General features: G+C 59.7%; 23 protein-coding genes and 2 tRNA genes. 16 read left to right on the top strand and 9 right to left on the bottom strand.

Features of this window, described 5'->3' with window-relative positions; all coding sequences use genetic code 11:
- Positions 1-28: 28 nt before the first annotated feature.
- From C4J83_RS01615 to hisB, 3 genes are read right to left on the bottom strand one after another with little or no spacing between them, the layout of a single operon-like run.
- Positions 29-286 carry a DUF2164 domain-containing protein gene (locus tag C4J83_RS01615; RefSeq protein ID WP_106577470.1) on the bottom strand — a complete coding sequence of 86 codons (258 nt, stop codon included), beginning with the start codon at positions 284-286 and terminating at the stop codon, positions 29-31.
- Positions 287-925 carry an imidazole glycerol phosphate synthase subunit HisH gene (gene hisH, locus C4J83_RS01610; RefSeq protein ID WP_106577469.1) on the bottom strand — a complete coding sequence of 213 codons (639 nt, stop codon included), beginning with the start codon at positions 923-925 and terminating at the stop codon, positions 287-289.
- The gene (hisB, locus tag C4J83_RS01605) at positions 925-1,518 is read right to left on the bottom strand and encodes an imidazoleglycerol-phosphate dehydratase HisB (protein WP_003218037.1); all 594 of its coding nucleotides are present in this window, start codon (positions 1,516-1,518) and stop codon (positions 925-927) included. The genes hisH and hisB overlap by 1 nt, the downstream gene beginning before the upstream one ends.
- A gap of 220 nt (positions 1,519-1,738) precedes the next feature.
- Here hisB and C4J83_RS01600 point away from each other — a divergent pair, with 220 nt between their 5' ends.
- Both C4J83_RS01600 and C4J83_RS01595 read left to right on the top strand, forming a co-directional pair.
- A complete protein-coding gene (locus C4J83_RS01600) occupies positions 1,739-2,995 on the top strand; it encodes an MASE1 domain-containing protein (protein ID WP_106577468.1) in 1,257 nt (418 codons plus the stop codon).
- A 45-nt stretch (positions 2,996-3,040) separates the two neighbouring features.
- A complete protein-coding gene (locus C4J83_RS01595) occupies positions 3,041-4,378 on the top strand; it encodes an HdeD family acid-resistance protein (RefSeq protein ID WP_119738120.1) in 1,338 nt (445 codons plus the stop codon).
- 60 nt (positions 4,379-4,438) lie between these two features.
- On the opposite strand, the gene C4J83_RS01590 is transcribed toward C4J83_RS01595, so the two are convergent.
- Positions 4,439-6,100, bottom strand: a complete 1,662-nt coding sequence (locus tag C4J83_RS01590; protein ID WP_106577466.1) for an OFA family MFS transporter — start codon at positions 6,098-6,100, stop codon at positions 4,439-4,441.
- 326 nt (positions 6,101-6,426) lie between these two features.
- Between C4J83_RS01590 and C4J83_RS01585 the strand changes: the two genes are divergently transcribed.
- The 4 genes from C4J83_RS01585 (at position 6,427) to C4J83_RS01570 (ending at position 10,155) form a co-directional block, all read left to right on the top strand.
- Complete coding sequence (locus C4J83_RS01585) at positions 6,427-8,643, top strand: AsmA family protein (RefSeq protein ID WP_106577465.1); 2,217 nt, start codon at positions 6,427-6,429, stop codon at positions 8,641-8,643.
- Positions 8,640-9,707, top strand: a complete 1,068-nt coding sequence (gene mutY, locus C4J83_RS01580) for an A/G-specific adenine glycosylase (protein WP_124416204.1) — start codon at positions 8,640-8,642, stop codon at positions 9,705-9,707. The genes C4J83_RS01585 and mutY overlap by 4 nt, the downstream gene beginning before the upstream one ends.
- Entirely contained in the window at positions 9,704-9,976 is a 273-nt protein-coding gene (locus C4J83_RS01575) for an oxidative damage protection protein (protein WP_124416203.1), read from the top strand. Before mutY ends, C4J83_RS01575 begins: the two co-directional genes overlap by 4 nt.
- 103 nt (positions 9,977-10,079) lie before the next feature.
- Positions 10,080-10,155: transfer RNA gene (locus C4J83_RS01570), tRNA-Phe, on the top strand.
- Positions 10,156-10,301: 146 nt separating this feature from the next.
- Here the strand turns inward: C4J83_RS01570 and C4J83_RS01565 are convergent.
- Both C4J83_RS01565 and C4J83_RS01560 read right to left on the bottom strand, forming a co-directional pair.
- On the bottom strand, positions 10,302-11,909 hold the full coding sequence (locus C4J83_RS01565) for an ArnT family glycosyltransferase (RefSeq protein WP_124416202.1): 1,608 nt from the start codon (positions 11,907-11,909) through the stop codon (positions 10,302-10,304).
- 87 nt (positions 11,910-11,996) lie between these two features.
- Positions 11,997-12,962 (bottom strand): arsenic resistance protein, encoded by a 966-nt coding sequence (locus tag C4J83_RS01560; protein WP_124416201.1) that lies wholly within the window; start codon positions 12,960-12,962, stop codon positions 11,997-11,999.
- A gap of 170 nt (positions 12,963-13,132) precedes the next feature.
- On the opposite strand from C4J83_RS01560, the gene C4J83_RS01555 reads away from it, so the two are divergent.
- Positions 13,133-14,041 carry an alpha/beta hydrolase family protein gene (locus C4J83_RS01555; protein ID WP_124416200.1) on the top strand — a complete coding sequence of 303 codons (909 nt, stop codon included), beginning with the start codon at positions 13,133-13,135 and terminating at the stop codon, positions 14,039-14,041.
- A gap of 72 nt (positions 14,042-14,113) precedes the next feature.
- The gene (locus C4J83_RS01550; RefSeq protein ID WP_124416199.1) at positions 14,114-14,527 is read left to right on the top strand and encodes a hypothetical protein; all 414 of its coding nucleotides are present in this window, start codon (positions 14,114-14,116) and stop codon (positions 14,525-14,527) included.
- A 141-nt stretch (positions 14,528-14,668) separates the two neighbouring features.
- Here C4J83_RS01550 and gabP read toward each other — a convergent pair whose 3' ends face one another.
- The gene (gene gabP, locus C4J83_RS01545; RefSeq protein ID WP_119738131.1) at positions 14,669-16,060 is read right to left on the bottom strand and encodes a GABA permease; all 1,392 of its coding nucleotides are present in this window, start codon (positions 16,058-16,060) and stop codon (positions 14,669-14,671) included.
- 554 nt (positions 16,061-16,614) lie between these two features.
- Here gabP and C4J83_RS01540 point away from each other — a divergent pair.
- The 5 genes from C4J83_RS01540 to C4J83_RS01520 all read left to right on the top strand — a co-directional run bounded on the left by C4J83_RS01540 (position 16,615) and on the right by C4J83_RS01520 (position 20,777).
- The gene (locus C4J83_RS01540; RefSeq protein WP_106577457.1) at positions 16,615-17,388 is read left to right on the top strand and encodes an ABC transporter ATP-binding protein; all 774 of its coding nucleotides are present in this window, start codon (positions 16,615-16,617) and stop codon (positions 17,386-17,388) included.
- Between the two features lie 13 nt (positions 17,389-17,401).
- The gene (locus tag C4J83_RS01535) at positions 17,402-18,154 is read left to right on the top strand and encodes an ABC transporter substrate-binding protein (RefSeq protein WP_003187758.1); all 753 of its coding nucleotides are present in this window, start codon (positions 17,402-17,404) and stop codon (positions 18,152-18,154) included.
- A gap of 73 nt (positions 18,155-18,227) precedes the next feature.
- On the top strand, positions 18,228-18,920 hold the full coding sequence (locus C4J83_RS01530) for an ABC transporter permease (RefSeq protein WP_119738133.1): 693 nt from the start codon (positions 18,228-18,230) through the stop codon (positions 18,918-18,920).
- Positions 18,920-19,609, top strand: a complete 690-nt coding sequence (locus C4J83_RS01525; protein WP_106577455.1) for an ABC transporter permease — start codon at positions 18,920-18,922, stop codon at positions 19,607-19,609. Before C4J83_RS01530 ends, C4J83_RS01525 begins: the two co-directional genes overlap by 1 nt.
- Positions 19,590-20,777, top strand: coding sequence for a methyltransferase (locus tag C4J83_RS01520; RefSeq protein ID WP_124416198.1), 1,188 nt, complete (start codon positions 19,590-19,592; stop codon positions 20,775-20,777). Before C4J83_RS01525 ends, C4J83_RS01520 begins: the two co-directional genes overlap by 20 nt.
- Positions 20,778-21,017: 240 nt before the next feature.
- Here C4J83_RS01520 and bcsQ (C4J83_RS01515) read toward each other — a convergent pair whose 3' ends face one another.
- Together bcsQ (C4J83_RS01515) and bcsQ (C4J83_RS01510) are read right to left on the bottom strand one after the other, a co-directional pair.
- Entirely contained in the window at positions 21,018-21,923 is a 906-nt protein-coding gene (gene bcsQ, locus C4J83_RS01515; protein ID WP_124416197.1) for a cellulose biosynthesis protein BcsQ, read from the bottom strand.
- 186 nt (positions 21,924-22,109) lie between these two features.
- Complete coding sequence (gene bcsQ / locus C4J83_RS01510; RefSeq protein WP_372239312.1) at positions 22,110-23,006, bottom strand: cellulose biosynthesis protein BcsQ; 897 nt, start codon at positions 23,004-23,006, stop codon at positions 22,110-22,112.
- Positions 23,007-23,411: 405 nt separating this feature from the next.
- Between bcsQ (C4J83_RS01510) and C4J83_RS01505 the strand changes: the two genes are divergently transcribed.
- From C4J83_RS01505 to C4J83_RS01495, 3 genes are all read left to right on the top strand, one after another.
- Positions 23,412-23,645: a DUF2790 domain-containing protein gene (locus tag C4J83_RS01505; protein WP_124416195.1), complete on the top strand. Its 234-nt coding sequence runs from the start codon at positions 23,412-23,414 to the stop codon at positions 23,643-23,645.
- A gap of 127 nt (positions 23,646-23,772) precedes the next feature.
- Positions 23,773-23,848 (top strand) — tRNA-Thr (locus tag C4J83_RS01500).
- A 294-nt stretch (positions 23,849-24,142) separates the two neighbouring features.
- Positions 24,143-25,162, top strand: coding sequence for an acyltransferase family protein (locus C4J83_RS01495; protein ID WP_256660640.1), 1,020 nt, complete (start codon positions 24,143-24,145; stop codon positions 25,160-25,162).
- Positions 25,163-25,511: the final 349 nt, after the last annotated feature.

Genomic DNA, 25,511 nt, shown 5'->3' with positions numbered 1-25,511 from the left:
TATTCGATATTCAGCAATGCTTGGGAAATCAGGGTTTCTCAAGCGACCACAAGTCGCTTTCGATGCTTTCGAACCTTTCTTTAAGGAGCGTCTGCGTGTCGAAAATCGCCCTGTTGTAATAGTGCGGCGCTACTTCGGTGGTGAACAGCTCAAGAAGCTCGGCGACCTCGAACGAGCCCAACTTGAGCTCAAAGCGGTCTTCCATGAAGCGCTTGATCTTGAGCGTCGCCTCACGCTCCTGTTCGGGCGTGAGGTTCAAGATCGGCACTTTCGGCTTCTTGGCCATTTACCACCGGCCATCCCACGCGGCGAAGTTCTGCAGCAATTGCAGGCCATGGGTATGGCTCTTCTCCGGGTGGAATTGCACGGCAAAACGCGAACCTTCGGCCAGCGCTGCGGCGAAGTCGACGCCGTAGTGCCCGCCACCGACCACCTGACGCGGGTTACCGGCGGCGATGTAGTAGCTGTGCACAAAGTAGAAACGCGCCATGTCCGGGATTTCGTGCCACAGCGGGTGGTCGACGGTGCGGCGCACCTCGTTCCAGCCCATGTGCGGGACTTTCAAGTGCTCGCCGTCTTCGTGCAGGTCCTTGCCAAAGAACTTCACCTGGCCTGGAAACAGGCCGATGCAGTCAACGCCGGCGTTCTCTTCACTGCGCTCAAGCAAGGCTTGCATGCCCACACAGATGCCGAGGAACGGGCGGTCCTGGCTGACTTCGCGCACCAGGCTGTCAAAGCCCAGGCGGCGGATCTCGGCCATGCAATCGCGAATCGCGCCAACCCCAGGAAATACCACCCGGTCGGCTTCGCGAATCACGTTGGCGTCACTGGTGATCAGCACCTTGCCGGCGCCTACGTGCTCGAGGGCCTTGGCCACCGAGTGCAGGTTACCCATGCCGTAATCGATAACCGCGACCGTCTGCATTACAGAACGCCCTTGGTCGAGGGCATTTGCCCGGCCATGCGGTCATCCAACTCCACGGCCATGCGCAGCGCGCGGCCGAAAGCCTTGAACACGGTTTCGATCTGGTGGTGGGTGTTGGTGCCGCGCAGGTTGTCGATGTGCAGGCTGACAAGGGCGTGGTTGACGAAGCCCTGGAAGAATTCCTGGAACAGGTCAACGTCGAAGCCGCCCACGGTGGCGCGGGTGTAGGGCACGTGCATCTGCAGGCCTGGGCGGCCGGAGAAGTCGATGACTACGCGCGACAGCGCTTCGTCCAGCGGGACATAGGCGTGGCCGTAGCGACGGATGCCTTTTTTGTCGCCGATGGCTTTGGCAAAAGCCTGGCCCAACGTGATACCGACGTCTTCCACCGTGTGGTGGTCGTCGATATGCAGGTCGCCCTTGCTGACGATATCCAGGTCGATCAGCCCGTGACGGGCGATCTGGTCCAGCATGTGCTCAAGAAAAGGTACACCGATATCAAATCGGGCCTTTCCGGTGCCATCCAGGTTGATCGAGGCTTTGATCTGGGTTTCCAGAGTGTCGCGCTCGACGGACGCCTTACGTTCGGCCATCACCAGCTCCGCAAAATCATTGGGCGAAAAAGGCAGCCATTATAGGGGCGCGGGCGCTAAACAGAAACATCGAAGGGGATAAGACTGATGGAGTGTCGGCGATAGACATGTGCGTACAAGTGCGTGCTCCAGGATGGTGCGCGCGGCATATTAGCCAAATGCCAGCGCCGGCTTCGCTGTAACATGAGCGCTACGTTTGAAACCTGATGAATACTGAACAGTGACGATACCCAGAGTCTTACGGCGCAGCGGCATTCTCCTCCTGTGGGCGCTGACCTACTACGTCACCGGCATGGCCTCGCTGGCCTTTGATGACCCCGTCTCGAAGATGGCGATTATCTGGTTTCCGGCGGGCGTCTCGGTGTCGGCCTTCCTGAGCTCGCGCCGTGCTCACTGGCCGATGCTGTTCCTTGTGTTGTTGATCGCGCGGGTGCTGCTCGGTGCGCACGGCTGGGAGGAGTCACCGGCCGCCATCGCGCTGTCGGCTGAGGCGCTGGCAGGTTCGATTGCCATTGCCTGGCTGGTACGGCGCTTCGCGCGCCGTGGCGACGACCTGCACGCCATCGTGCTGTGGTTGCTGGCGACCGTGGCCATTTGTGGCGTACAGGCGCTGATCAGGAAGGGTTGGCTGATGCTGGCCGGGGAAACATCACCCCATACGCTGATGACCAACTGGATGTCTGGCGTTAACGGTGTGTTCTTTGCGACCGTCGTGGTCATGAACGTGCTGAACAGCAACCTGCGCGAATTTCCCACCAGCGCGCGGGAGAAACTCGCCGGCGCAGGGTGGCTGCTGCTGCTCGCATTGAATACCTGGTACGTCTTCGGGGCCGCGCCGCACTGGCTCACCAGCATGCTGGACACCGATGCCGGCGCCGCGGTGTATTTCATCCTGGCCTGCCTGCCGATCGCCCTCGCCCTTGCTGTGTGCGTGACATGGCGCAGCCCTGGCGGCTCAATCGCGCTGCTGGTGCTGGGCAGCATCGTGGTCAATTACACCGATCAGAAGACCGGGCCGTTTTATGTGCCGGGCCTGCTCGAAGGCGAGCCTCTGCTGCTTGCGCAAAGCTACTTGTCCATTACCGCCCTGCTGGTGGTGGTGATACGCCTGATGACGCAATCGGCCAAGCCCTACGACCCGCAAACCGGGCGGCTGGGGGGCGACGGCGTGATGTACCAGTTGCATCCCGAAACAGGCGACATCCTCTGGGACGACAACCTTGATTCGCTACTGGATATCGGCACCCGGCCCCTGGGCACCATTGAGCAGGTGCTGGCGCGCGTGCACCCCGAAGACCGCGAAAAACTCAAACAGCACTGGTCGCCGGACACCCGTACCCACGCCTCATCGCTGGCCTTTCGCATCGACAAAGGTAACGGTGACTGGCTGACCCTTTACGACCAAAGCCCCGGCGCCATGCGCGATGCCAGGGGCCAAGTATTTGTCGGCAACTGGCAAAGCAGTCGCTATTGCTGAACCTTTGCCCTTTGCCGACCAGCGTCTACCTGTACGAGTACCTTCATGATTCAGATTGCTTTACTGCTGTTCGGCGTTGAATTCGTCCGATCCAAATTCTGGTTTCTCGGCCTGATCGGTATCGTATGGGGCGTGATGGGCGTTGGCGTGATGATCGACGGCCTGGATGGCGAGTTGTACTTTCCGCTGCGCGCGTTCGGCTTGCTGTTGCTGCTGGAAAGCATTGTCACCCTGAGCGTGGCCGCCAGCGGCGTAGGTACTCAGCGCGCCGTGCTGTATTTCAAGGGCGGGATTTGCTTTTTTGTCGCGGTATTGATCCTCGCCGACAAGGTCTACAGCAACCTGCTGCTGGCGATCATTTTTGGCTTTACCTATTTTGTGATCGGCCTGCTGACCATCACCTCGGCCTGGGTCGTCAGGTTCCCGCGCTGGCGATCATCCTTGATCAGCGGCGGCGCCCAAGTGGTATTCGCCGGGTTGCTGGTCAGCCCCTACCCCATCGCCAACAGTGCCACCGTGTCTTTTTTTCTTGGCGCGCTGATGATCGTCAGCGGCCTGAACACGGTACGCATTGCGCGTCGCGTCAGGCGATTGCGCCATGGCACCTCGACGTTCGAGCTGCTTGCGCCCAGGGATCTGCTATCGGATTTCAAGAAGCTGCCGCCGCAGGAACCGCCGCCGCAGCTTGAGCCGGAGCCTGCCTGCACCGATCCACTGGTGGTGCATATCTGGACGCCGGAAGGCACCGCCAGCGCAACCACCATTCCCCGCCCGATCATCAATCGCTACATCGCGGCCGTGGACGCACAAGGTGTGATTTCAACCGGGCACGCTGCCCTTGAACTGTCGCCATCGGTGTACCTGAGCCTGTATCCGGTGGCAGACATCGATCGCTCACCGTCAGAGTTTTTCCGTATCCTCAAGGCCACCCGCAACAATGACGTGCCGGGCACCTTCCAGCCGGACTACGCCACCGAAGTGGCCAACTGGTGCGATTCGGACCGCAAGATCATTTTTCACCGGTACAGCCGCAAGGCGTTGATTGAGTTTTCCAATAACTATCGCCAACAGGCCACTTACAACCTGACCTACCGCAACTGCTCGAGCAGCGTGGCATTTGCCTTGGAAGCCTCGATGGATGGGGTATTGGCGGAACGCTCGCGACGCTGGCGGTCGGTGTTGCAGACCCTGCTCATGCCGGAACTGTGGATTGCCGCGCAAGTACGCAAGCGCGCCATGACCATGGCCTGGACACCCGGCCTGGTGATGGATTACGCACGAGCCTTGCGGGTGATTGTGCATCCGGTGCCGCGGCCATGGTTTCAACGCATCCCATGGCGCGGTCAATCAACCAAAGCCTTGCCTGACAAGAAGCAGGATTAGCCCGCGCTGGCTGCCCGAGGCCCGCTCACCTTGCGTGAGCGGGCACTGGGGAACGGTCTGTCAGTGGAACAATACCGCAGTCTTCTGCAGGGTCACCCACACACCCCACGCCAACGGAATACCCACCGCCAGCCACGCCACGATGGCCAATGGCACGCTGGCGGAAGAGGCCTTCCACTCCAGCGAGGTAGAGGCAGTGGCGCCTTTGTCATGGCCCAGCGCCTGTTCGGCAGCCAGTTCCGCGTCGGTCATGAAGTACTTGTCGGCCACCGGGCGCACCAGCAGGTTGCAGATGAAACCCAGCACCAGCAGGCCGGCGAGGATGTACAAGGTGATGTCATACGCTGCGGCACGTTCAACGCCGATGCTCAGCTGATACTCACGCAGGTAGTTGACCAGCACCGGGCCCAACACGCCCGCCGCCGCCCAAGCGGTCAACAGGCGACCGTGGATCGCGCCGACCATCTGGGTGCCGAACAGGTCGGCCAGGTAGGCCGGAACGGTCGCAAAACCGCCGCCGTACATCGACAGGACGATGCAGAACGCCGCCACGAACAGCGCCACGTTGCCCAGGTGCCCCAGATTCGGGATCAGCGCGTAGAGGGCAAAGCCTAAGGCGAAGAACACGAAGTAGGTATTTTTACGGCCCAGGTAGTCGGAGAACGACGCCCAGAAGAACCGTCCACCGATGTTGAACAGGCTCAACAAGCCGGTGAAGCCTGCGGCGATGGCCGCGATGGACGCCAATTGCCCGGCATCCAGTTGGCCGAACGGCACATCCACACCCAGCAACTTGCCACCGAACACTTCCTGCAGCAGCGGCGACGCCATGCCGAGAATGCCGATACCGGCAGACACGTTCAGGCACAGCACCAGCCACACCAGGCGGAATTGCGGGGTTTTCCACGCCACGTTCACGTGAACGTGACGGTGGGTGATCATCGCATTGGCGGCTTTTTTTACCGGCGCGGTCCAGCCCTCAGGCTTCCAGCCGGTTGGCGGAACGCGGTAGGACAAGGCGCCGCCGATCATGAACACGAAGTAGATCACGGCCATGACCACGAAGCTCTGCCACACGCCAACGCTGGTCGGCGAAGCGAAGTGGCCCATCAGGGCGGCTGCCAACGGAGCACCAACCATCGCGCCGCCGCCGAAACCCATGATCGCCATGCCGGTAGCCATGCCGCGTTTGTCCGGGAACCATTTGATCAGGGTCGACACGGGCGAAATGTAGCCCAGGCCCAGGCCGATACCGCCGATCACGCCGGAGCCGATCCACATCAGCCAGATCTGGTGGGTATAGATGCCCAACGCCGAGATCAACAGACCGCCACACCAGCACAAGGCCGATACAACGCCGGCTTTACGTGGCCCGGCATGTTCCAGCCAGCCGCCCCAGATCGCTGCGGAGCAACCCAGGAAGATGAAGAACAGCGTGTAGATCCAGCCCAGCATGGAGATGGGCCAGTCGCATTGGGACGAGAACACTTGTGTGATGAAGCTCATGTCCGGCGCGCAGGCGACCGGTGCAGTGATACCCAGCGCCTTGGACAGCGGCAGCCAAAACACCGAGAACCCGTAGGCCATGCCGATGCAGAGGTGGATGGCCAGAGCGGCCGGTGGCACCAGCCAGCGGTTGAACCCTGGCTTGGCGATAATGCGTTCCTTGGACAGGAACGCAGGCTGTGCGGCATTACTACCCGCCGCAGTGCTTGTGCTCATTGGTGTTTCCCCCAGTTATTAGTATGTGTCCGTCAGGCGCTCTCTCCCTCGGCCTTGCACGCAGAGCGTTGGCCGTTGTTGTTGAGTAAAGCTCCTTTTGAGCGCGACGCTGTGTCGCAGACGACAGACGAACCCGCGCAGATTAGCACCAGTGGATGACAGAAAAACCAAACTGATATCACCTTTTTCACGCAACCTGCTCTGTTGGGCGGCAAAATCCGATTTTGCTGCGTCTAGATACAATGTAACGATGCATGAACTGACGCAGGCCGTCGGGCGTTATACTCTGCGGCTAAATTTTGAAATCGACATACAAGGACTCGCCCATGAAAGCGTTCGGCAAAATCCTGGGTCTGGTACTTCTCGGGCTGTTGCTGATCATTGTGGCCCTGGGCTTTGCCCTGACCCACCTCTTCGATCCCAACGATTACAAAGACGAGATCCGCCAGATTGCCCGCGACAAGGCCCACATCGAGCTGACGCTCAATGGCGATATCGGTTGGAGCCTGTTCCCCTGGCTGGGCCTGGAATTGCACGAAGCCAGCGTCGCGACCATGACCAACCCGACTCAGCCGTTTGCCGACCTGCAGATGCTCGGCTTGTCGGTGCGCGTGCTGCCGCTGCTGCGCCGTGAAGTGCAGATGAGCGATGTGCGTGTCGAAGGCCTGAACCTGCGCCTCAACCGTGACAAGCAAGGCCACGGCAACTGGGAGGACATCGGCAAGAACGTAACCGAGAAACCGGCCAATGCGCCGGTGCCTGCCCCCGAGCAAACGCCGGCCGAACCTGAACCGGAAAAGCCGCCAAAACCGATCCGTCTGGACATCGACAGCCTGACCATCAACAACGCCCGCGTTGAATACAACGATGAGCAGACCGGCAAGCAGTACAGCGCCGAAAGCATCCAGTTGAGCGCCGGTGCCGTGCACGAAGGCGCGAGCATTCCGCTCAAACTCACGGCATTTCTGGGCAGCAACCAGCCGCTGATGCGCGTCAAGACCGAGTTGAACGGCAACCTGCGCATCCAGCGTGCGCTCCAGCGCTACCAGTTCGAAGACATGAAGCTGAGCGGCGAAGCCACCGGCGAGCCACTGCTGGGCAAGACCGTAACGTTCTCCACCCAGGGCCAACTGCTGGTGGACCTGGCGGCCAACATTGCCGAATGGACCAACCTGAAACTCTCCGCCAACCAGCTGCGCGCCTTGGGTGAACTGAAGGTCAATGACCTGAACAAAACCCCACAGCTCAGCGGCGCCCTGTCCATTGCCCAGTTTGACCTGGCCAAGTTCCTCGACAGCGTCGGCCACCCGTTGCCGCCGATGGCGGCGGGCAGCCTCAGCAAGGTCGAACTGGTCAGCCGCCTCAAGGGCACGCCTACCAGCGCGGCACTGGAAGACTTGAACCTGAAACTCGACAGCAGCACCTTCACCGGCCGCATCGCTGTAGAGGATTTCGCCAAGCAATCCCTGCGCCTGCAACTCAAAGGCGATACCTTCAACGCCGACAACTACCTGCCGGCCAAGTCCGAAACCGCCAAAGGCGCAGCGGCCGCACGCCAGGCCGAAGTGCAGAACAGCGAGGCCGGCGCCATGGCCGCCGGTGGCACCACACCGCTGCCGGACGCACCGACCAAAGGCGCGTGGAGCACCGACAAGCTGTTGCCACTCACGCGTCTGCGCACGCTGGACGTGGACGCCGACCTGGCCTTCGGTCAACTGACCCTGAGCAAGTTGCCGATCCAGAACGCGGCACTCAAAGCCTCCGGCGTCGATGGCCAGCTCAAGCTTGATACCCTCAGCGGCGGTCTCTACAACGGCACCTTCCAGGCCAACGGCACACTCGATGTGCGCCAGGACATCCCGGTGCTGGCGCTGCAAACCCACATCAAGCAAGTGCCGGTTGAGCGCATCCTGCAAGCTCAGGGGCAAAACCCGCCGGTAAAAGGCCAGATCACCCTCGACAGCAACCTCAACGGCCGTGGCAACAGCCAGAAGGCGCTGATCGACAGCCTTAACGGCACCGCCAGCTTTGTGATCAATAACGGCGCGCTGCTCAACGCCAACATTGAACAGCAGCTGTGCACCGGCATCGCACTGCTCAACCGCAAGACCTTGAGCACCACGCCACAAGGCAAGGACACGCCGTTCCAGGAACTGCGCGGCAACCTGACCTTGCGCAACGGCGTGGCCAGCAACCCGGACCTGAAAGTGCGTATCCCGGGCCTGACGGTCAACGGCAACGGTGACATCGACCTGCGCGTGCTGGGCATGGATTACCGCGTCGGCATTATCGTCGAAGGCGATACACGCGACGTGCCGGACCCGGCCTGCCAGGTCGGCTCCAACTTCCAGGGCATCGAAGTTCCGCTGCGCTGCCGTGGCCCGCTGGAACTGGGCGCCAAAGCCTGCCGCCTGGACAAGGACGGCTTGACTCAGGTTGCGGTCAAAGCCGCCGGCAACAAACTCAGCGAGAAGCTCGAAGAGAAACTCGACAAGGTCAACCCGCAGTTGAAAGACGCCCTTAAAGGCTTGTTCAAACGATGAGAAACGAGCAGTTTTCACAGGCGGTGCTGGACTGGTACGACCGCCACGGCCGCCATGACCTGCCCTGGCAACAGGGCATTACGCCTTACCGGGTGTGGGTCTCGGAGATCATGCTGCAACAGACTCAGGTCAGCACCGTGCTCAACTACTTCGACCGGTTCATGGCTTCCCTGCCGACGGTCGAAGCCCTGGCCGCCGCGCCGGAAGACGAAGTGCTGCACCTGTGGACCGGCCTGGGTTACTACACCCGCGCACGCAACCTGCAGAAGACCGCCAAAATCGTCGTCGCCCAATACGGTGGCGAGTTTCCCAAGGACGTCGAAAAGCTCACTGAACTGCCCGGCATTGGCTTATCCACTGCCGGTGCGATCGCGAGCCTGAGCATGGGCCTGCGGGCGCCCATCCTCGACGGCAACGTCAAGCGCGTATTGGCGCGCTTTACCGCGCAAGAGGGCTACCCCGGCGAGCCCAAGGTCGCCAAGCAGCTCTGGGCCACCGCAGAGCGCTTTACGCCACACGATCGCGTCAACGCCTACACCCAGGCGATGATGGACATGGGCGCCACGCTCTGCACCCGTAGCAAACCCAGCTGCCTGCTGTGCCCGCTGGAAAAGGGCTGCGAGGCGCACATGCTCGGTCTGGAGACGCGCTACCCAATTCCCAAGCCGCGCAAGACCATCCCGCAAAAGCGCACGCTGATGCCGATGCTGGCTAACGCAGAGGGCGCGATTCTGCTTTACCGCCGCCCTTCGACGGGCCTGTGGGGCGGTTTGTGGAGTTTGCCCGAGCTGGACGACCTCCAAGACCTGGAACACCTGGCCAACCAGCACGCGCTCGCGCTGGGCACGCCGCATGAACTGCCGGGGCTGATCCACACCTTCAGCCATTTCCAGCTGGCCATCGAACCCTGGCTGGTCCAGGTGGAGGAATCCGCCCATCACGTGGCCGAGGCCGACTGGCTCTGGTATAACCTCGCCACCCCGCCGCGCCTGGGCCTTGCCGCCCCGGTAAAAAAACTGCTGAAGTGCGCGGCCGACGTATTGAACGCAGGAGTTCCGTCATGACCCGCACCATCATGTGCCGCAAGTACCACGAACAATTGCCTGCCCTGGAGCGTGCACCGTTCCCCGGCGCCAAAGGCCAGGACATCTTCGACAATGTCTCCGCCAAAGCCTGGGCTGACTGGCAAAAACACCAGACCCTGCTGATCAACGAAAAACGCCTGAACATGATGAACGCCGAAGACCGCAAATACCTGCAGGGCGAGATGGACAAGTTCTTTTCCGGCGAGGATTACGCCAAGGCCGACGGTTACGTGCCGCCTGCTCAATAATTGATCAAAAATCGGGGTCGGCACGTAAGCGACGGTAATAATTAAATATTTTTTGAAAACTTGCTTGACGACCCCCTGAAAAACCCGTTTAATGCGCCCCGTTGCCCAGATAGCTCAGTCGGTAGAGCAGGGGATTGAAAATCCCCGTGTCGGCGGTTCGATTCCGTCTCTGGGCACCACTAATTAGTTTCAGGTGGTGCAAACGTCATCTGAAACACACAAAAAACCCGCCAAGTGCGGGTTTTTTGTTGCCTGGATTTTATGTACACAACCCAGGGCGATCCACTATCGCCCCGAGCCTATGCAACGCCAGTAAGCCGCCCGCCTACTTCAGCAAAAACACCATCAGCGGATTATCGTTCAGCCGCCCTTCAAAGCTTGGCGCTTGCTGCTCCATCGACGTCCCTTTCAATAGCGCTGCCTCCTTGCGCGGCACAATCACCCAGGATGGCCGTGGCAACGTGGTTAATTGCTCAAGCTGATTACCAGCGACGAACAGCGGCTGTTCATCGTGATCCAGGTTCATCATGTAGCGCACCGCCCAGGTATCGCGCCCCAGATTGACGAACACCAAGGGGCCTGGCTCGGCCACACGCAGCGCTTCAACTTGGGTGACAAACTTGCGCGTATCAAATTGCAGATCCTTGGCGGGGTCTATCACCACCACCAACAGCAGCCATTGCGCCGCCAGTGCGACCACGCTAAGCCACACCAACCGCAATGGACGACGCCAGGCCATCAGCGCCGCCACTTGCAACACCAGCATCGCGCCAATCATCAGCGGTAACGAAACGTCCGGCCAGTAGCCGTGCTTTTGCCAGGCATGCCGACACACAAACAGCACGACCACGCACAACGCCGGTAGCACCGCGACAAGCCCTTCGTAGCAGCGGCGCACGCCAATCAGCCAATGTTGCGCCTGAAGCAGCCCATAGGCGGCGACAGCGGCAAACATCGGCACCATCGGCAAGATGTAATAAGCGCGTTTGAAGTGCGGCACCGAAAGCCCGAGCAAAATCATCAAGCCACAGGCGCCAAGCCGCACCACCAGCTCAATATCGTCATTGACCCAGCGCTCAGACCAGCGATGACGCAGCGCAATCATCGTGGCCAGCGCGAGCGGCACCACCGGGAAGTAGCGGTACAAACTGAGCTTGAAGTAGAAGTAAAACGGCTCGCCACTCTCATCGAGGCGCCCGCTGACCTGCATCCTGAACACCTCATCGGCAAAGGCGTCGCCCCCGCTGAACCGCGCCAGCTTCATCAACACCCACCAGCACGCCACCAGCAACACCAACCCCACAACACCGTGAATCAGCACCTGCTTGACGCGCTCCCCCGGCCGGCCGAGCGCCCAGTACACGCACACCACGCCACACACCTCGATCAACCCAAGCGGCCCACGAATCGCGAACGCCAGAATAAATAACGGGAACACAGCAAGCTGCCTCAACCGCGACCCCATGCGCTCGCCGCTGTGCAGCAGGTAGAAACTGCCCACACATAGCAATGCGATCATCAGGTCCAGGCACACCGAGCGCGACTTGTCGAGCAATTGGGTGGTGAGCAGCGTCAGCAATACCGTCAGCCACGCCCAAGGTCGGCTAAATGGCACCAGCAAGCGATAGATCAGCGCAATCATGCCCGCCGAGGCAAGCGCCGTCGGCAGCACATTCGCGAGGTGGTTGGGCGCCCCGAACACGCCGGCAAACACGAAGCTGAAAAAGGTCGCGGTGCCCGGGTAGTCAGGGTAAGGCTGACCGTAGGTAGTAGGAAAAAGACTCGCGCCATTGCGAAACATTTCCTGCAGGAACAGTGCCCAACGCCCGTCAAACCCTTGGGGCTGCTCATCCCAGATGCCCAAGGTGAACAGCAATAAAGCGATCAGAAACAGGCCCAGGGACTCCAGGCGAAAACGGCTGCGGTGATCCATCGAATATCCTTTCAGTAGGCTGCTCCGACGCCATGGTGCCGACTCGGCCCCTGAATAGCGCCTGAACAAACCCGAACATTTATGGATTTATCGACCAGCGCGCCACACCAGTACCGGAATCAGCCGGATGTAGACTAGCTCGCCCATCAACTCAACGAGGGTTTGCAGAATCACCGCCGTTGCAGCCAGCCCGCGCACGTCTTCCGGCAAAGCCAGCGCAAGGGGCAAGACCACCAGAGAATTGCGGGTCGAGGCACTGAACGTGACCGCCCGCGCGGTCACGGCAGGCAACGCAAACAACCGCGCAGCCAGCGCGCCCATCAACGGCGCCAGCAACAAGAAGCCCACGTACACCGGCATCAGCGGCAACAGCACACCGATATCGCGCACCACCGAGGTAATCTGCGAGCCGATGACCACAAACAGCACCAGCGCCATCGCGGGCACCGGCAGCCAGGCCCAGGCGTCGTTCCACGCATTGATCACACTGGAGCGCCGCGCCAGGAACGTCGTCAGTACCGCCAGCATCATCGGCAGCACAATCAACAGCACAAACGCCTCCACGAACGGCTCTACTGCCACGACGACAGCGGATTGCGCGCCCAGCATGAAACCCAGGTACACCGGCAGCAGTACCAGTTGCAGCAGTAACAGCACTGGTGTTGCCGCCAACATCAGCCGCGAATCGCCTTTACCGATGTGGGTAAACACCACCACGTAGTCGATGCACGGCGTCAGCAACACCAGCAACGCCCCCACCAACAGCGCCGGGCGCTCCACCAGGCCACGGGTCAACGCCCACACCAGCAAGGGCACCAGGATGAAATTGGCCAACAGCAGCGCCGAAATAAAGCGCTTGTTGCCCAAGCCCTGGCGCAGGTCCAGAAACGGGATTTGCAGGAACATCGCGTACATCAGCACCGCGATGGCAGGCGTCACCAGTACGCCAAGACCGTGGGCTGCAAGCGGCGCAAGCACGCCGAATGCGGCCGCCAGCAGGACGGCGACGGAGTAGATGAGGATCTGATTGTGTTCGAGGGTGTCGCGGGTCATGGACTGACTTTGGCTGATGAACAGATCGCAAGCCTAAGCACTCAGGGGGCCGAGGTCGAGCATCGCGATATTTGTTACGCCCCTGCCGCGCTAAATTTGTTAATTTCGGTTTCTTATAAAAGCGCGTGGCCCTACAGCCCACACCAAAAGCGCAAGGATCAAGCCGCCCTATGAACCTGCCCACTCGACCAGCCCCAGAAGCATTCCGTGAGCCCGCCACCGACGGCTATCCCATCGGCGGCTTCACCTGGCGCCATATCAGAACCGACCCGACACGCCCGGTTGTCATCATCAACGCCGCCACCTCCGTGCGCTGCCGGCACTACTCACGCTTCGCCGACTACCTGTTTGCCAACGGCTTGGACGTCATCACGTACGACTACCGAGGCATAGGCGAATCCCGCAGTGGCTCGCTGCGCGGCTTCAAGGCGACGTGGTCGGATTGGGGCGTGCTGGATTTCGAGGCGATGCTGCAGCGCGCGCAACGGGAGTTTCCAGGGCAGCCGATTGACGTGGTCGGTCATAGCTTTGGAGGCTGTGCGGCGGGGCTTGGCGCTTCCGGCGCGGTGATCCGACGCATCGTCACCGTCGGCGCGCAGTTTGCGTACTGGCGCGACTATGAGGCCAGCGGGCGCTGGCGCATGTTTGCCAAGTGGCATGTGGTGATGCCGCTGGTAACTGCGCTGTATGGCTACTTCCCCGGTAAACGCCTGGGCTGGCTGGAGGACACACCGGCCGGCGTGGTGCACGACTGGGGCACGCCAACCCCCAGGTATGAGACGCGCCCCAGCGGGCGGGCGCTGAATGAGCTGCCGTTTGCCCGCGTGAAGGTGCAATTGCTGGCGATCAGCATCACCGATGACCCGTTTGGCACAGTGGCGGCCATTGAGCGTCTGCTGGGCTATTTTGAACACAGCGAGCGCACGCATCTGCGCATAGCACCTGAAGATATTGGCGAAAAAGCCGTCGGGCATTTCGCTTTTTTCCGCAGTGAATATCAGGACCGGCTGTGGCCGATTGCACTGGCGTGGATGCAACACGGTGAGTTGATGCAAGGCGCTCCCGGCCTGCGCGTTTAGAATCCCTTGGGATTTACCCCCAACCTGCGCTTCAATACCCACCCAGACCCAGTACCCAAGGACGTTGAGCCCATGGCCTCGCCGAACAAGCAGCAAAAACGTGCCCACCGGGCAAAGGCCAAGGCCAAGCAAAACCGTACCCAACGCAGCGTGGCGACCAAGCCGGATGCGTTCGCCGGCGATGACAGCCGCATCGACCTTGAGTCGGTGGATTTGACCGAGTTGTTTATGGAGATGCGCACCGCGGGCGAAACCAGCCTGCAGGCGCTGTGTGCAGTATTCCTGGCGCATCCGTTGTTGGCGTTGGTGCTGGAGCAGGAAGGCGAAGAAGAGGCTACCGACTTCATTCTCGCGGCACTGATCGAGTACCGGCAGTGGGCGACGGACAGTGACGATGAGGCGGCAGCGCTGGCGTGGATCGAGTCGCCGGAGTTTCAGGCCGATTACGTGGCGGCGTCCCAAGCGCTCACCAACTCGCCAGACTGACACAAAACCAAATGTGGGAGCGGGCTTGCCCGCGAAAAGCGGTGGATCAGTCGCCAGATGTGCTGGCTGATCTACCGTAATCGCGGGCAAGCCCGCTCCCACATTTGCATTGCGGTGCATTGAGCACCGCATTTCATTACATCAATTGAGTACGGCAGCGCCTACCCTCTGCGCCTTGCGACGGCTCGCCACAAACAACCCCGCCAGCACCACCAGCAAGCTCAAAATCCCGGTCGCAATAATCTCGACCCGGTGCGCTTCCTGAAACAGCATGATGGTCAGCGTACCGACGATGAACACCATTACCGCGTACGTCAGGCCAGGGAACAGCCACATCTTGAACACAATCTTCTCGCCCGCAGCCGTGCGCTTCTGGCGCATGCGCAGTTGCGACACCGCGATCACCAGGTACACCAGCAACGCGATGGCACCGGAGCTAGCCAACAGGAACTCGAACACCGCCGCCGGGGCGACGTAGTTGGCGAACACGGCCAGGAACGCCGCGCCAGTGGACAACAGCACCGCACAGTAAGGCGTGCCGCTTTTGTTGGTACGCTTGGACATCGCCGGTGCATCACCGCGACGACCCAGGGAGAACAGCATGCGCGAGGCGGTGTACAACGCCGAATTCAGGCAGCTGGTCACGGCAACCAATACCACCAGGTCGACGATCAGCTTGGCGTTCGGAATGCCCATGCGTTCCAGCACAGTCTGGTAGGAACCTACGGCAGCCAGCGTCGGATCGTTCCATGGCACCAGCGACACAACAATGAAGATCGACAGCAGGTAGAACAAACCAATCCGCCAGATCACCGAGTTGGTGGCCTTGGTGATTTGCTGGCCAGGGTTCTTCGATTCGGCCGCAGCGATGGTGACAATCTCGGTACCCATGAACGAGAACATGGTGGTCAGGATGGCCGCCAACACCGCGCCCATGCCATTAGGCATAAAGCCTTGGGTGTCGAACAGGTGGGACACACCGCTGACCTGACTGGTCGGCAGGAAGCCGAAAATTGCCGCCAGGCCGAGGATCACAAAGCCCACAATCGCCACGACTTTGATCAGCGCAAACCAGAACTCGAACTCACCGTAGTTCTTCACGCTGAACAAGTTGGTTGCCGTGAGCAGCAACGTGATGATCAAGGTAAAGGCCCAGATCGCCACATCGGGGAACCATGCATTAAGGATGGTCGCAGCGGCGTTGGCTTCCAACGGAATCACCAGCACCCAGAACCACCAGTACAACCAGCCAATGGTGAAACCGGCCCAGTGGCCAATCGCGCGGTCGGCATAGGTGGAGAACGAACCGGTATCCGGCGAAGCCACGGCCATTTCGGCGAGCATGCGCATCACCAATACCACCAGCGTACCCGCAGCGGCGTAAGCCAGCAGTACGGCCGGGCCGGCGGCAGCAATCGCGTGGCCGGAGCCAACAAACAAACCGGCACCAATGACGCCGGCAATCGACAGCATGGTGACGTGACGCGGTTTGAGCCCCTGTTCGAGGTCATTGGAGCTTTGCGTACTACTCATTGACACACCTTTACGAGGAATTGCGAAAACGGTCCGCCCGGCCTGCGATCTTTCTCGTGAAAAGAAACCAACGGGGCGTTCTTTATTTTTTACGCAAGATTTGCGCCAAAATGTTACAGAGCCGCGATTGACGCGGGCTGTAGGACAATTCAACGTGAGCTGCAAGTCATTGAGAACAATGGCATTCCGCTATAGCGTTACCGTGCGACCCACATTCAAGACGCTCGGGCGCACCAAAAACACACACAAAAAGTGCGTGACGCCCCACAAAGGGGCTGATATGGACCGTTTGCCCGGTTAACCCTTCCAACACCCGCCCAAAGCTGGCACCATCGCGCCCTTTTTTACGCAAAGCCTGTGGATTTCTCGGGTTCAAACGTCTGTAGGTTGTTGATGGCGCGACACGCTGCTGCGCCGATGCGACACCCTGCCGCAGGCCACCCGTTAACCGTCCGCAGCGCTGTTGGCTGCCATCCGAACGCTATGCTAGCTTGGCGCCTCGCCAGGAAGGCGGCCCAACAGCAGGAATGCAATGAACACAATGAGGACCGCACATGGCCGAGGCCGCGCCCGCGCTTGAAATCCGCAACTTGCATAAACGCTATGGTGAGCTTGAGGTACTTAAAGGTATCTCGCTGACCGCCCGCGACGGCGACGTGATCTCGATCCTGGGTTCCTCCGGTTCCGGCAAGTCCACCTTCCTGCGCTGCATCAATCTGCTGGAAAACCCGCATCAGGGGCAGATCCTGGTCGCCGGCGAAGAGCTCAAGCTCAAGGCCGCGAAAAACGGCGAGCTGATGGCCGCCGACGGCAAACAGATCAACCGCCTGCGCAGCGAAATCGGTTTTGTGTTTCAAAACTTTAATCTGTGGCCGCACATGAGCATCCTCGACAACATCATCGAGGCGCCCCGCCGTGTGCTCGGCCAAAGCAAAGCCGAAGCCACAGAAGTGGCCGAAGCCTTGCTGGCCAAGGTCGGCATCGCTGACAAGCGCCACGCCTACCCTGCGCAACTGTCCGGTGGCCAGCAGCAACGGGCGGCCATTGCGCGCACCCTGGCGATGCAGCCCAAGGTCATCCTGTTCGACGAGCCGACATCGGCGCTTGACCCGGAAATGGTCCAGGAAGTACTTAATGTGATCCGCGCGCTGGCCGAAGAAGGCCGCACCATGCTGTTGGTCACCCATGAAATGGGCTTTGCCCGTCAGGTGTCCAGTGAAGTGGTGTTCCTGCACCAGGGCCTGGTCGAAGAGCAAGGATCGCCACAGCAGGTGTTTGAAAACCCGCTTTCGGCGCGCTGCAAACAATTCATGTCCAGCAACCGCTAACGGAGCAACATGCATGCAGAACTATAAAAAATTCCTTCTGGCCGCGGCCGTTTCGATGGCGTTCAGCGCCACGGCCATGGCAGAAACCTTGAAAATGGGGATCGAAGCGGCCTACCCGCCCTTCAACAATAAAGACGCCAGCGGCAACGTCGTCGGCTTCGACAAAGACATCGGCGACGCCCTGTGCGCGAAGATGAAAGTCGAGAAGTGCGAAGTGTATGTGTCCGACTGGGACGGCATCATCCCGGCCCTGAACGCCAAGAAGTTCGACTTCCTGGTGTCCTCGCTGTCGATCACCGATGAGCGCAAGCAGGCCGTCGACTTCACCGACCCGTACTACTCCAACAAGCTGCAATTCATCGCGCCTAAAGCGACTGCGGACTTCAAGACCGACGCCGCCTACCTGAAGGGCAAGGTCATCGGTGCACAGCGCGCGACGTTGGCCGGTACCTACCTGGAAGACAAGCTGCCGGACACCGAGGCCAAGCTTTACGACACCCAGGAAAACGCCTACCTCGACCTGACGTCCGGCCGCCTTGACGGCATCCTCGCCGACAAATACGTGCAGTACGAATGGCTCAAGAGCAAAGACGGTTCGGCCTATGAATTCAAGGGCGACCCCGTTGTAGAAAGCGACAAGATCGGGATCGCCGTGCGCAAGGGCGACCCGCTGCGCGAGCGCCTGAACAAAGCTTTGGCAGAGATCAAGGCAGACGGCACCTACAAAAAGATCAACGACAAGTACTTCCCGTTCAGCATCGAATGATCTGAACGGCCTGCCCGACGCGCTGCTTGAGCGCGTCGGCTTTTAGCAATGCCTGCCGCGATATGAAAACACCATGAATTTCGATCTCTACGGATTCGGCCCGGCGCTCGCCGCCGGCGCGCTGATGACCGTCAAACTGGCACTCACGGCTTTATGCCTGGGGCTGGTGCTGGGCCTTGCCGGCGCCTTGGCCAAGACGTCCCCGTACAAGCCGTTGCAATGGCTTGGCGGCGTTTACTCGACCATCGTTCGCGGCGTGCCGGAACTGTTGTGGGTGTTGCTGATTTATTTCGGCACGATCAATGCGATGCGCAGCCTGGGTGAAATGCTCGACATCCCCGACCTGTCGCTCAGCGCTTTCGCGGCCGGCGTGATCGCCTTGGGCCTGTGTTTCGGGGCTTATGCCACCGAGGTGTTACGTGGCGCGATCATCGCTATTCCCAAGGGCCATCGCGAAGCCGGTGTGGCATTGGGCCTGTCGAAGTTTCGCATCTTCACCCGTCTGATCATGCCGCAAATGTGGCGCATCGCCCTGCCGGGCCTGGGCAACTTGTTCCTGATCCTGATGAAAGACACCGCGCTGGTCACCGTCATCGGCCTGGAAGAAATCATGCGCCACGCCCAGATCGCGGTCACCGTCACCAAACAGCCGTTCACCTTCTATCTGGTCGCCGCGTTCATTTACCTGGGGCTGACGTCGCTGTCGATGGTCGCTATGCACGTGCTGGAAAAACGCGCCGCCCGCGGCTTCGTGAGGACGACGTAATGGAATGGGAAGTCATCTATAAGTGGCTGCCGAAGTTTATCCAGGGCGCCATTCTGACCCTGGAGCTGGTGGGCATTGCCGTGATTCTCGGGCTGATCCTGGCGATCCCACTGGGTATCGCTCGCTCGTCCAAGCGCTGGTATGTGCGTTCGCTGCCCTACGCGTATATCTTCTTTTTTCGCGGCACCCCGTTGCTGGTGCAGTTGTTCTTGGTCTATTACGGCCTGGCCCAATTCGACGCCGTGCGCGCAAGCTTCATGTGGACGTATCTGCGCGACCCTTTCTGGTGTGCCACGGCCACCATGACCCTGCACACGGCGGCTTATATCGCCGAGATATTGCGCGGCGCCATCCAGGCTATCCCGCCGGGCGAAATCGAAGCGGCGCGCGCGCTGGGCATGTCCAAGCCGAAAACGCTGTTCTATATCATCCTGCCGCGTGCGGCCCGCATCGGCCTGCCGGCCTACAGCAACGAAGTCATTTTGATGCTCAAGGCCAGCTCGCTCGCGAGCACTGTGACCTTGCTGGAGCTGACCGGCATGGCCAGGACCATCATTGCGCGCAACTACCTGACAGTTGAGATGTTCTTCACCGCCGGCGTGTTCTACCTGCTGATTTCCTACATCCTGGTACGCGGCTTCAAACTGCTCGAACGCTGGTTGCGCGTCGATGCTTGCCAGGGACGTTGAGGCGCGCTTCGCGGCGCTGGATGCGTTCCTGATCGAGCACCAAGGGCTGTGGCGACCACGGCCCTTTACGCATTCGCAATTACCCTGGGAACGCGAGTATCCCGAGCTTGCCCAGTGGTTACGCCAGCGCACTTTGGCCGATGCCGAAAGCTGTCACAACTGGCCTCACGACCTGCCGGCGCCCGCGCCTTTTCCACAGCTGGCCGAACAGGCGCTGCAGCTCAGTGCCGTGGACAGGTTACCGACACGGGCGCTGGAGCCGGCGCGTCATCGATTGAATGTCGACGTGCCGGGTCGCAAATGGCAACAGATAGAAGCTTTCGGCGCAGCACTCAACTTTACCCACACGCCCGGCCATTGGCTGGACTGGTGCGCCGGCAAAGGCCACCTTGGCCGCCGCCTGCTGCAACCCGGCCAACAGCTGACATGCCTGGAACACGACCCGGCGCTGATCGCCTCCGGCCAGGCATTAAGCGACCACCACCGCTTGCCCGTCACCCATTGCCTGCAAGACGTGATGGCCCAGGTGGCACTCAGCCCCGAACACACACCCGTCGCCCTGCATGCCTGCGGCGACCTGCACGTGCGCCTGCTGCAACTGGCCAGCGCGGCCGGTTGCAAGCAACTGGCACTGGCGCCCTGCTGTTACAACCGCATCAACGCCGACAGCTATCAAGCTGTATCCGGCACCGCACGCGCGTCGCAATTGCGGCTGTCGATTGATGACCTGGGCCTGCCGTTGAGCGAAACCGTCACTGCCGGCAACCGCGTACGCCAACAGCGGGATATCTCCATGGCCCGACGCCTGGGCTTCGATCAGCTACAGCGGCAATTGCGCAACTGCGATGACTATTTGCCCACGCCTTCCTTGCCCGCCCGCTGGCTGGATCAACCTTTCGCAGACTATTGCCAAGCACTGGCGAGCCTTAAAGGCTTATCCACAGGTGAACAGGATTGGCAGGCGCTGGAAGCGCAGGGCTGGCGCCGGCTGGCCGAGGTCAGAAACCTGGAGTTGGTCCGTGGGTTGTTTCGGCGCCCATTGGAGATGTGGCTGGTGCTGGACCGGGCACTTTTTCTGCTCGAACAGGGCTACAACGTTGAGATAGGCAGCTTCTGCGAAGCCACGCTGACCCCGCGCAATTTGATGGTGGTGGCTGAGCGCGATTAAAGGGCAAATTTTCCTACACGCGCCCTGTGGATAAGTCTGTTGATGAATTCTTTACGAGCGCTGTAACTATCAGCGCTACAGGCCAAAAGCCAAGCTGGTCATTTTTTGTTCACATTATAAAATGCACGCAAAACAGGCAGTTGCAGCGTGTTGAGAACGGCTCCACAAAATGGCTGTTTCGTGACACCCACGACCAACCGATTGTGCATAAGCATCGGGCGTAAAGCATATAAACCACGCTTAAGCCGTTCTTTTGGGCGCCTTCAACAACCGGCAAATTTCGTTGATATCGTCGCTGGCCAGGTGTTTCGCAACGTTATCCAACGGGTCGGCGGCAAACGCCAGCGCCTCGTTGATCGCCACGTCACGGTGAACCTCCAGCGGAGCCTTGCCGAGGTGCTGTTTGAAGGCCTCAACCATGTCCAGGCTGAATGCATTGCTCTCATCCACCTGATTGACCACCACATGCACGGCAGACGGGCGCTCACCGGCAAGGTGCGGCGCAAGCAATACATCCAAGTGATCGAGCGTGCCAAGGCACGCGGCATCCGCCTGCACAATCACCAACACCACGTCGGCAACGTTCAGCGCTTGATGAAAGTAGACGTTGTTGCCAGCCGGCGTATCGATGATCACCGTTTGCCGCTCGCTCAGGCCCAGCGACAAGAGGCGTTGAGCCAGCCAGGTCGGCTCGTGCTTGAGCCAGCGCTCGAGATTTTCCTGCTGCTGGACATCGATATCGCCAAAGGTGAGCACTTGGCAACCGGCGAAACCGAGCTGTTGCAACGGGCTCCACTGCCCATGCTCCAGGCTGGTGCGGCCGATACCGGGGAGCGCCGCGCTGACGCCGAAGTGATGGTGCAAGGCGTTCTGCGGGTCCAGGTCCAGCGCCACCACCGATTCGCCGTGGCGCTGCAGACCGCTGCTCAAGGCTGTGGCCAATGTGCTTCGGCCGACACCTCCATTCATCGACACCAGCGCGACGATTTTCGGGCGCAGTGCTGCCAGATCAATGGCTTGAGCGTGTGCGTGGGGGGATGGGTCGGTAGGCACGCTGCCGAAAAAGTGCATGCGCGCATTGATGCCTTGGGCATCGTGGGTGACGTTTTTGCCGAACAACGTCAAAAGCTCTTCACTCAGGCTCATGGCCTACTCCTCACGACGCAGCGTAAAGACGTGAAGGTCGGCAAGCAGGCACTTACCGCAGGTCTTATTATTGGCGTCTTAGTGACGCATTCTGTGACAGGTGCGGCGAAGTGTCATTATTTTGATGTTTTGACTGGTTGTTTTTTAGACAAACGGTAAATAGTCAAATTAATGGCCGCGCACGTTTTAACGCATTCTCGCGCTCAACGCACGACACAGCGCATTTACGTCCTGGCATCCGGCGCTATCAAGCACCGGGTCGAGCGGGTCTCGACCGTAAGCCTGCGCCTCTCTGAACGAGGGATCGCGTTGAACCGTGCCCAACACGGCATCACCCAGGCGCAATTTGAAAACGCCCGCCATGTCCTGGCTGAACGCGTGAGCGCCGTCGACCTGATTGATCACGTAAAACCGTTGAGGCGGCGATTCACTTGCAAGGTAGGGCGCGAGCACTTCGTCCATCTTGGCCAATCGGCGAAACGAAGCCGCGTCGGGCTGAACGACCACCAGCACCGCATCCGCCACCGACATTGCCTGGCCGAGATACACCGTGTTGCCCGCAGGGACGTCGATGACCACCGTGTCCTGGCCATTGAGCCCGAGGCCGGCCAAACGCTTGCCGAGAAAATCGAGGTCCTGCCCCAGCCAACGATTCAGGCTTTGTTGCTGCACGGCGTCGGTTTCACCAAAGCTGACCAGCCGGCACCCGGCAAACCCTCGTTTGGGCAAGGCGTGCCAGGTTTGATTGAGCAAGCTGGTCGCCCCCAGGCCAGGTAGATCAAACCCCGGGCACAAGTGATGACGCAGCGCGTTTTGCGGGTCCAGGTCCAGCGCCAGCGCTGGATGCCCCTGGCGCTGCAAACCGCTGGCAAGCGCGGCGGCCAACGTGCTGCGCCCAACGCCGCCGGTAGCAGAAACCACCACCACGACCTTGGGCGCCGAGGCGTGCGAGTACACCTCGCCACGCGGGCCTTCGACTACGTGGGGCGGGTGAGCAGAAGCGGCCGTCCCTTGGTTCAATTGATCCAGCAAACGCTGCAAGGGCTCGGCCACCGAGGGCTCGCGCAAAGAGGGTTCAGCCAGCGCGGTGTAAAGTTTTGAAATGTGATCTGCACGCCCCACTGACTGCTCCTCCCGTTCTCATCGCTGATCAATTAAGGCGCGCATTGTGTGATATCACACTGATGGTGTCAGTATTTTGGTGTTTGTAACGAATTCCTTTCAGATGAGCGGCATGGCGCCATTTTTATGGCTGCAAGCCAATACCTAAATATTATGTTTTAAATCAACACACTAAGTATTATTTGTGTGTTTTTTGACCAGCTCGTGATTCATGACAACCGCTCTCAAACCTCTTTCGTATCAGCAAGTACATAAATCTCAGGCCAACACATAACGAGACAAAACCGAGTCTGCGAGACACAGCCCAGATACCTGCAAGGCATTCAATGACCTCACCCCACCATTGACGCCCCAGAGGACAGCACCATGAACCCGAACAACTGGAAACATTGCATTGCCTTAGGCCTGCTTGCCTTGACCCTCGGCACCCATGCCGAGGCAAGCCAAAAGCCGGACATCCAGCGCGTACTGTCAACCACCGAAGGCGCCCGCTCGGGCTGCGGCGTGGTGAATGCGCGAATGACCTACCTGGATTCGAAGGGCCAGACACAGGTGTTGGACTACATGAAATTTACCGACACTTGCGGGGACGGAAATTGAGGCCGATTTGAGGCCCCGGAGACGACGAAAAAGCAGTGATCGCAAAAAAACCTTCGCCTCTGCAAAAATAGTCAGAATTCAGGGGTTTACAGATGCTTGCCAATCGCTATAATCGTCGCCCTAACACGCCGGTATAGCTCAGTTGGTAGAGCAACTGACTTGTAATCAGTAGGTCCCGGGTTCGACTCCTGGTGCCGGCACCATATAAGACGAAGCCCTCACAGCAATGTGAGGGCTTTGTTGTTTCTGGCGTAAGCATCAGCTCCCTCGGTTCACCCGCAGCTGTTCACATCGACTGTGATGTCGTTCGTCTCTGCGCTCATTTGCGCCCCCTCCCTCAGCTGAGGCCTCATCCCCTATCAATAGCTTCTGGTCCGGCTGAAAAACGACTTTGCCCTACCGAATGATTGATGGAGAATGCGCCACGGCAAGGAGCGCTGCACTTGAGCGGCTCGTCATGCACACATTTCATCATTCAATTACCAACGGAGCGGTGCGTGATTAATCGCGACAATTCATTCGACCTGATCAGGCACCTAGCGGCGCTGGCAGTTCTTGTAAGCCACCACTACGTACTTTCCGGCCAGCAAGAACCCATGTTGCAGGGCTACAACTCGTTAGGGGCGATTGCCGTATTGGCATTCTTCGCCATATCCGGCTTCCTCATCACTCAAAGCTTTCTAAATACTCGCAGCTTCTACCACTACATGGAGAAGCGAATCGCGCGAATTTTTCCTGCCTTGATCGCCTGCGCATTTGTGATGGTGTACTTCTGCGGGCCTGCATTCAGCAAAAACGGTTTGGGCTATGCATTCAGCCTGGAGTCGTTGACAGACTTCTTGAAAGTGTCGGCGTTTGGCCGCGCAGACATAGGCGACATCACCCGCACCTTCATATTTAAAGATTCGTTCAACGGAAGCTTGTGGTCGCTGAAAATTGAGTTTGGTTGCTACGTGCTGCTCGCGCTGGCGCTGCTGGTAATGCGCAGGGCAGCCGTACCGCAGATCATCGCACTCGCCTTTTGCATAACCACCTACCTATGCAGCACGTCAGCGCACCCGATGGCGCCGAAGCTACTGGTGTACTCAACCGTCGGGATTGCATTCTTCGTAGGGTCTTCGCTGTATTTCTATCGAGCTGCATTCAGCAGCGTGAAAGCGAAACTATTGATCGGCATTCTGTCGGCGGCACTTGTTCTGGTCTCCCTGAACACACCGTTGGTTATGGTGTTTGCAAGCATCGGAGTGAGTCTTCTGGTGCTGTCACTTGGGACGTTGTGCAAAGATCGAATCATTAAATCTCGATTCGATATTTCGTATGGGATGTATCTCTACGCCTTCCCCGTGCAGCAACTCATGATCAATACGACGGCGCTGAGTTTCTACGCTTCCATGCTGGCAACCGTGGCAGTTGTCATCGTGCTGGCCAGCCTGTCGTGGCTGTTTATCGAGAAGCCTGCGCTGAACTATGTGCATCGAAAATCCCGGCACCAAGAAAGCGCTACAACAATGGCATAGAGCAGTTTCACGTTGTGATGGTTTGAACTTCGCGGCCTGTTGCCTGGGGATTTCTGGCTTTCGACACGACTGACGCTCGGCTGCGAACTCAACGACCACGCTTGAGAATCCGATTTTGAGGCAGGCGCCAAAAGCGCCACGCCGTCGTTAAATCAACGAACGTGATAGCTCTCACTCGATAGGGGCGTCTCACCAATAACTGCACTTCAGGCGTCACCTCTTGGTGATGGTAAAGGCGGTGAAGGTGGGAGTCGCCCTGCAATGCTGGGCAATAGGATGTGAATGTGGGGGCCGGGGTGGCGCTATCGCGGGCAAGCCCGGCTCCCACGGGGATCGACGTGGGGCTTTT

This window comes from Pseudomonas sp. LBUM920 (assembly GCF_003852315.1).
GTDB lineage: Bacteria > Pseudomonadota > Gammaproteobacteria > Pseudomonadales > Pseudomonadaceae > Aquipseudomonas.
Note: the sequence above shows the minus strand (reverse complement) of the source record. Positions and strands in the feature narration are given on the sequence as shown.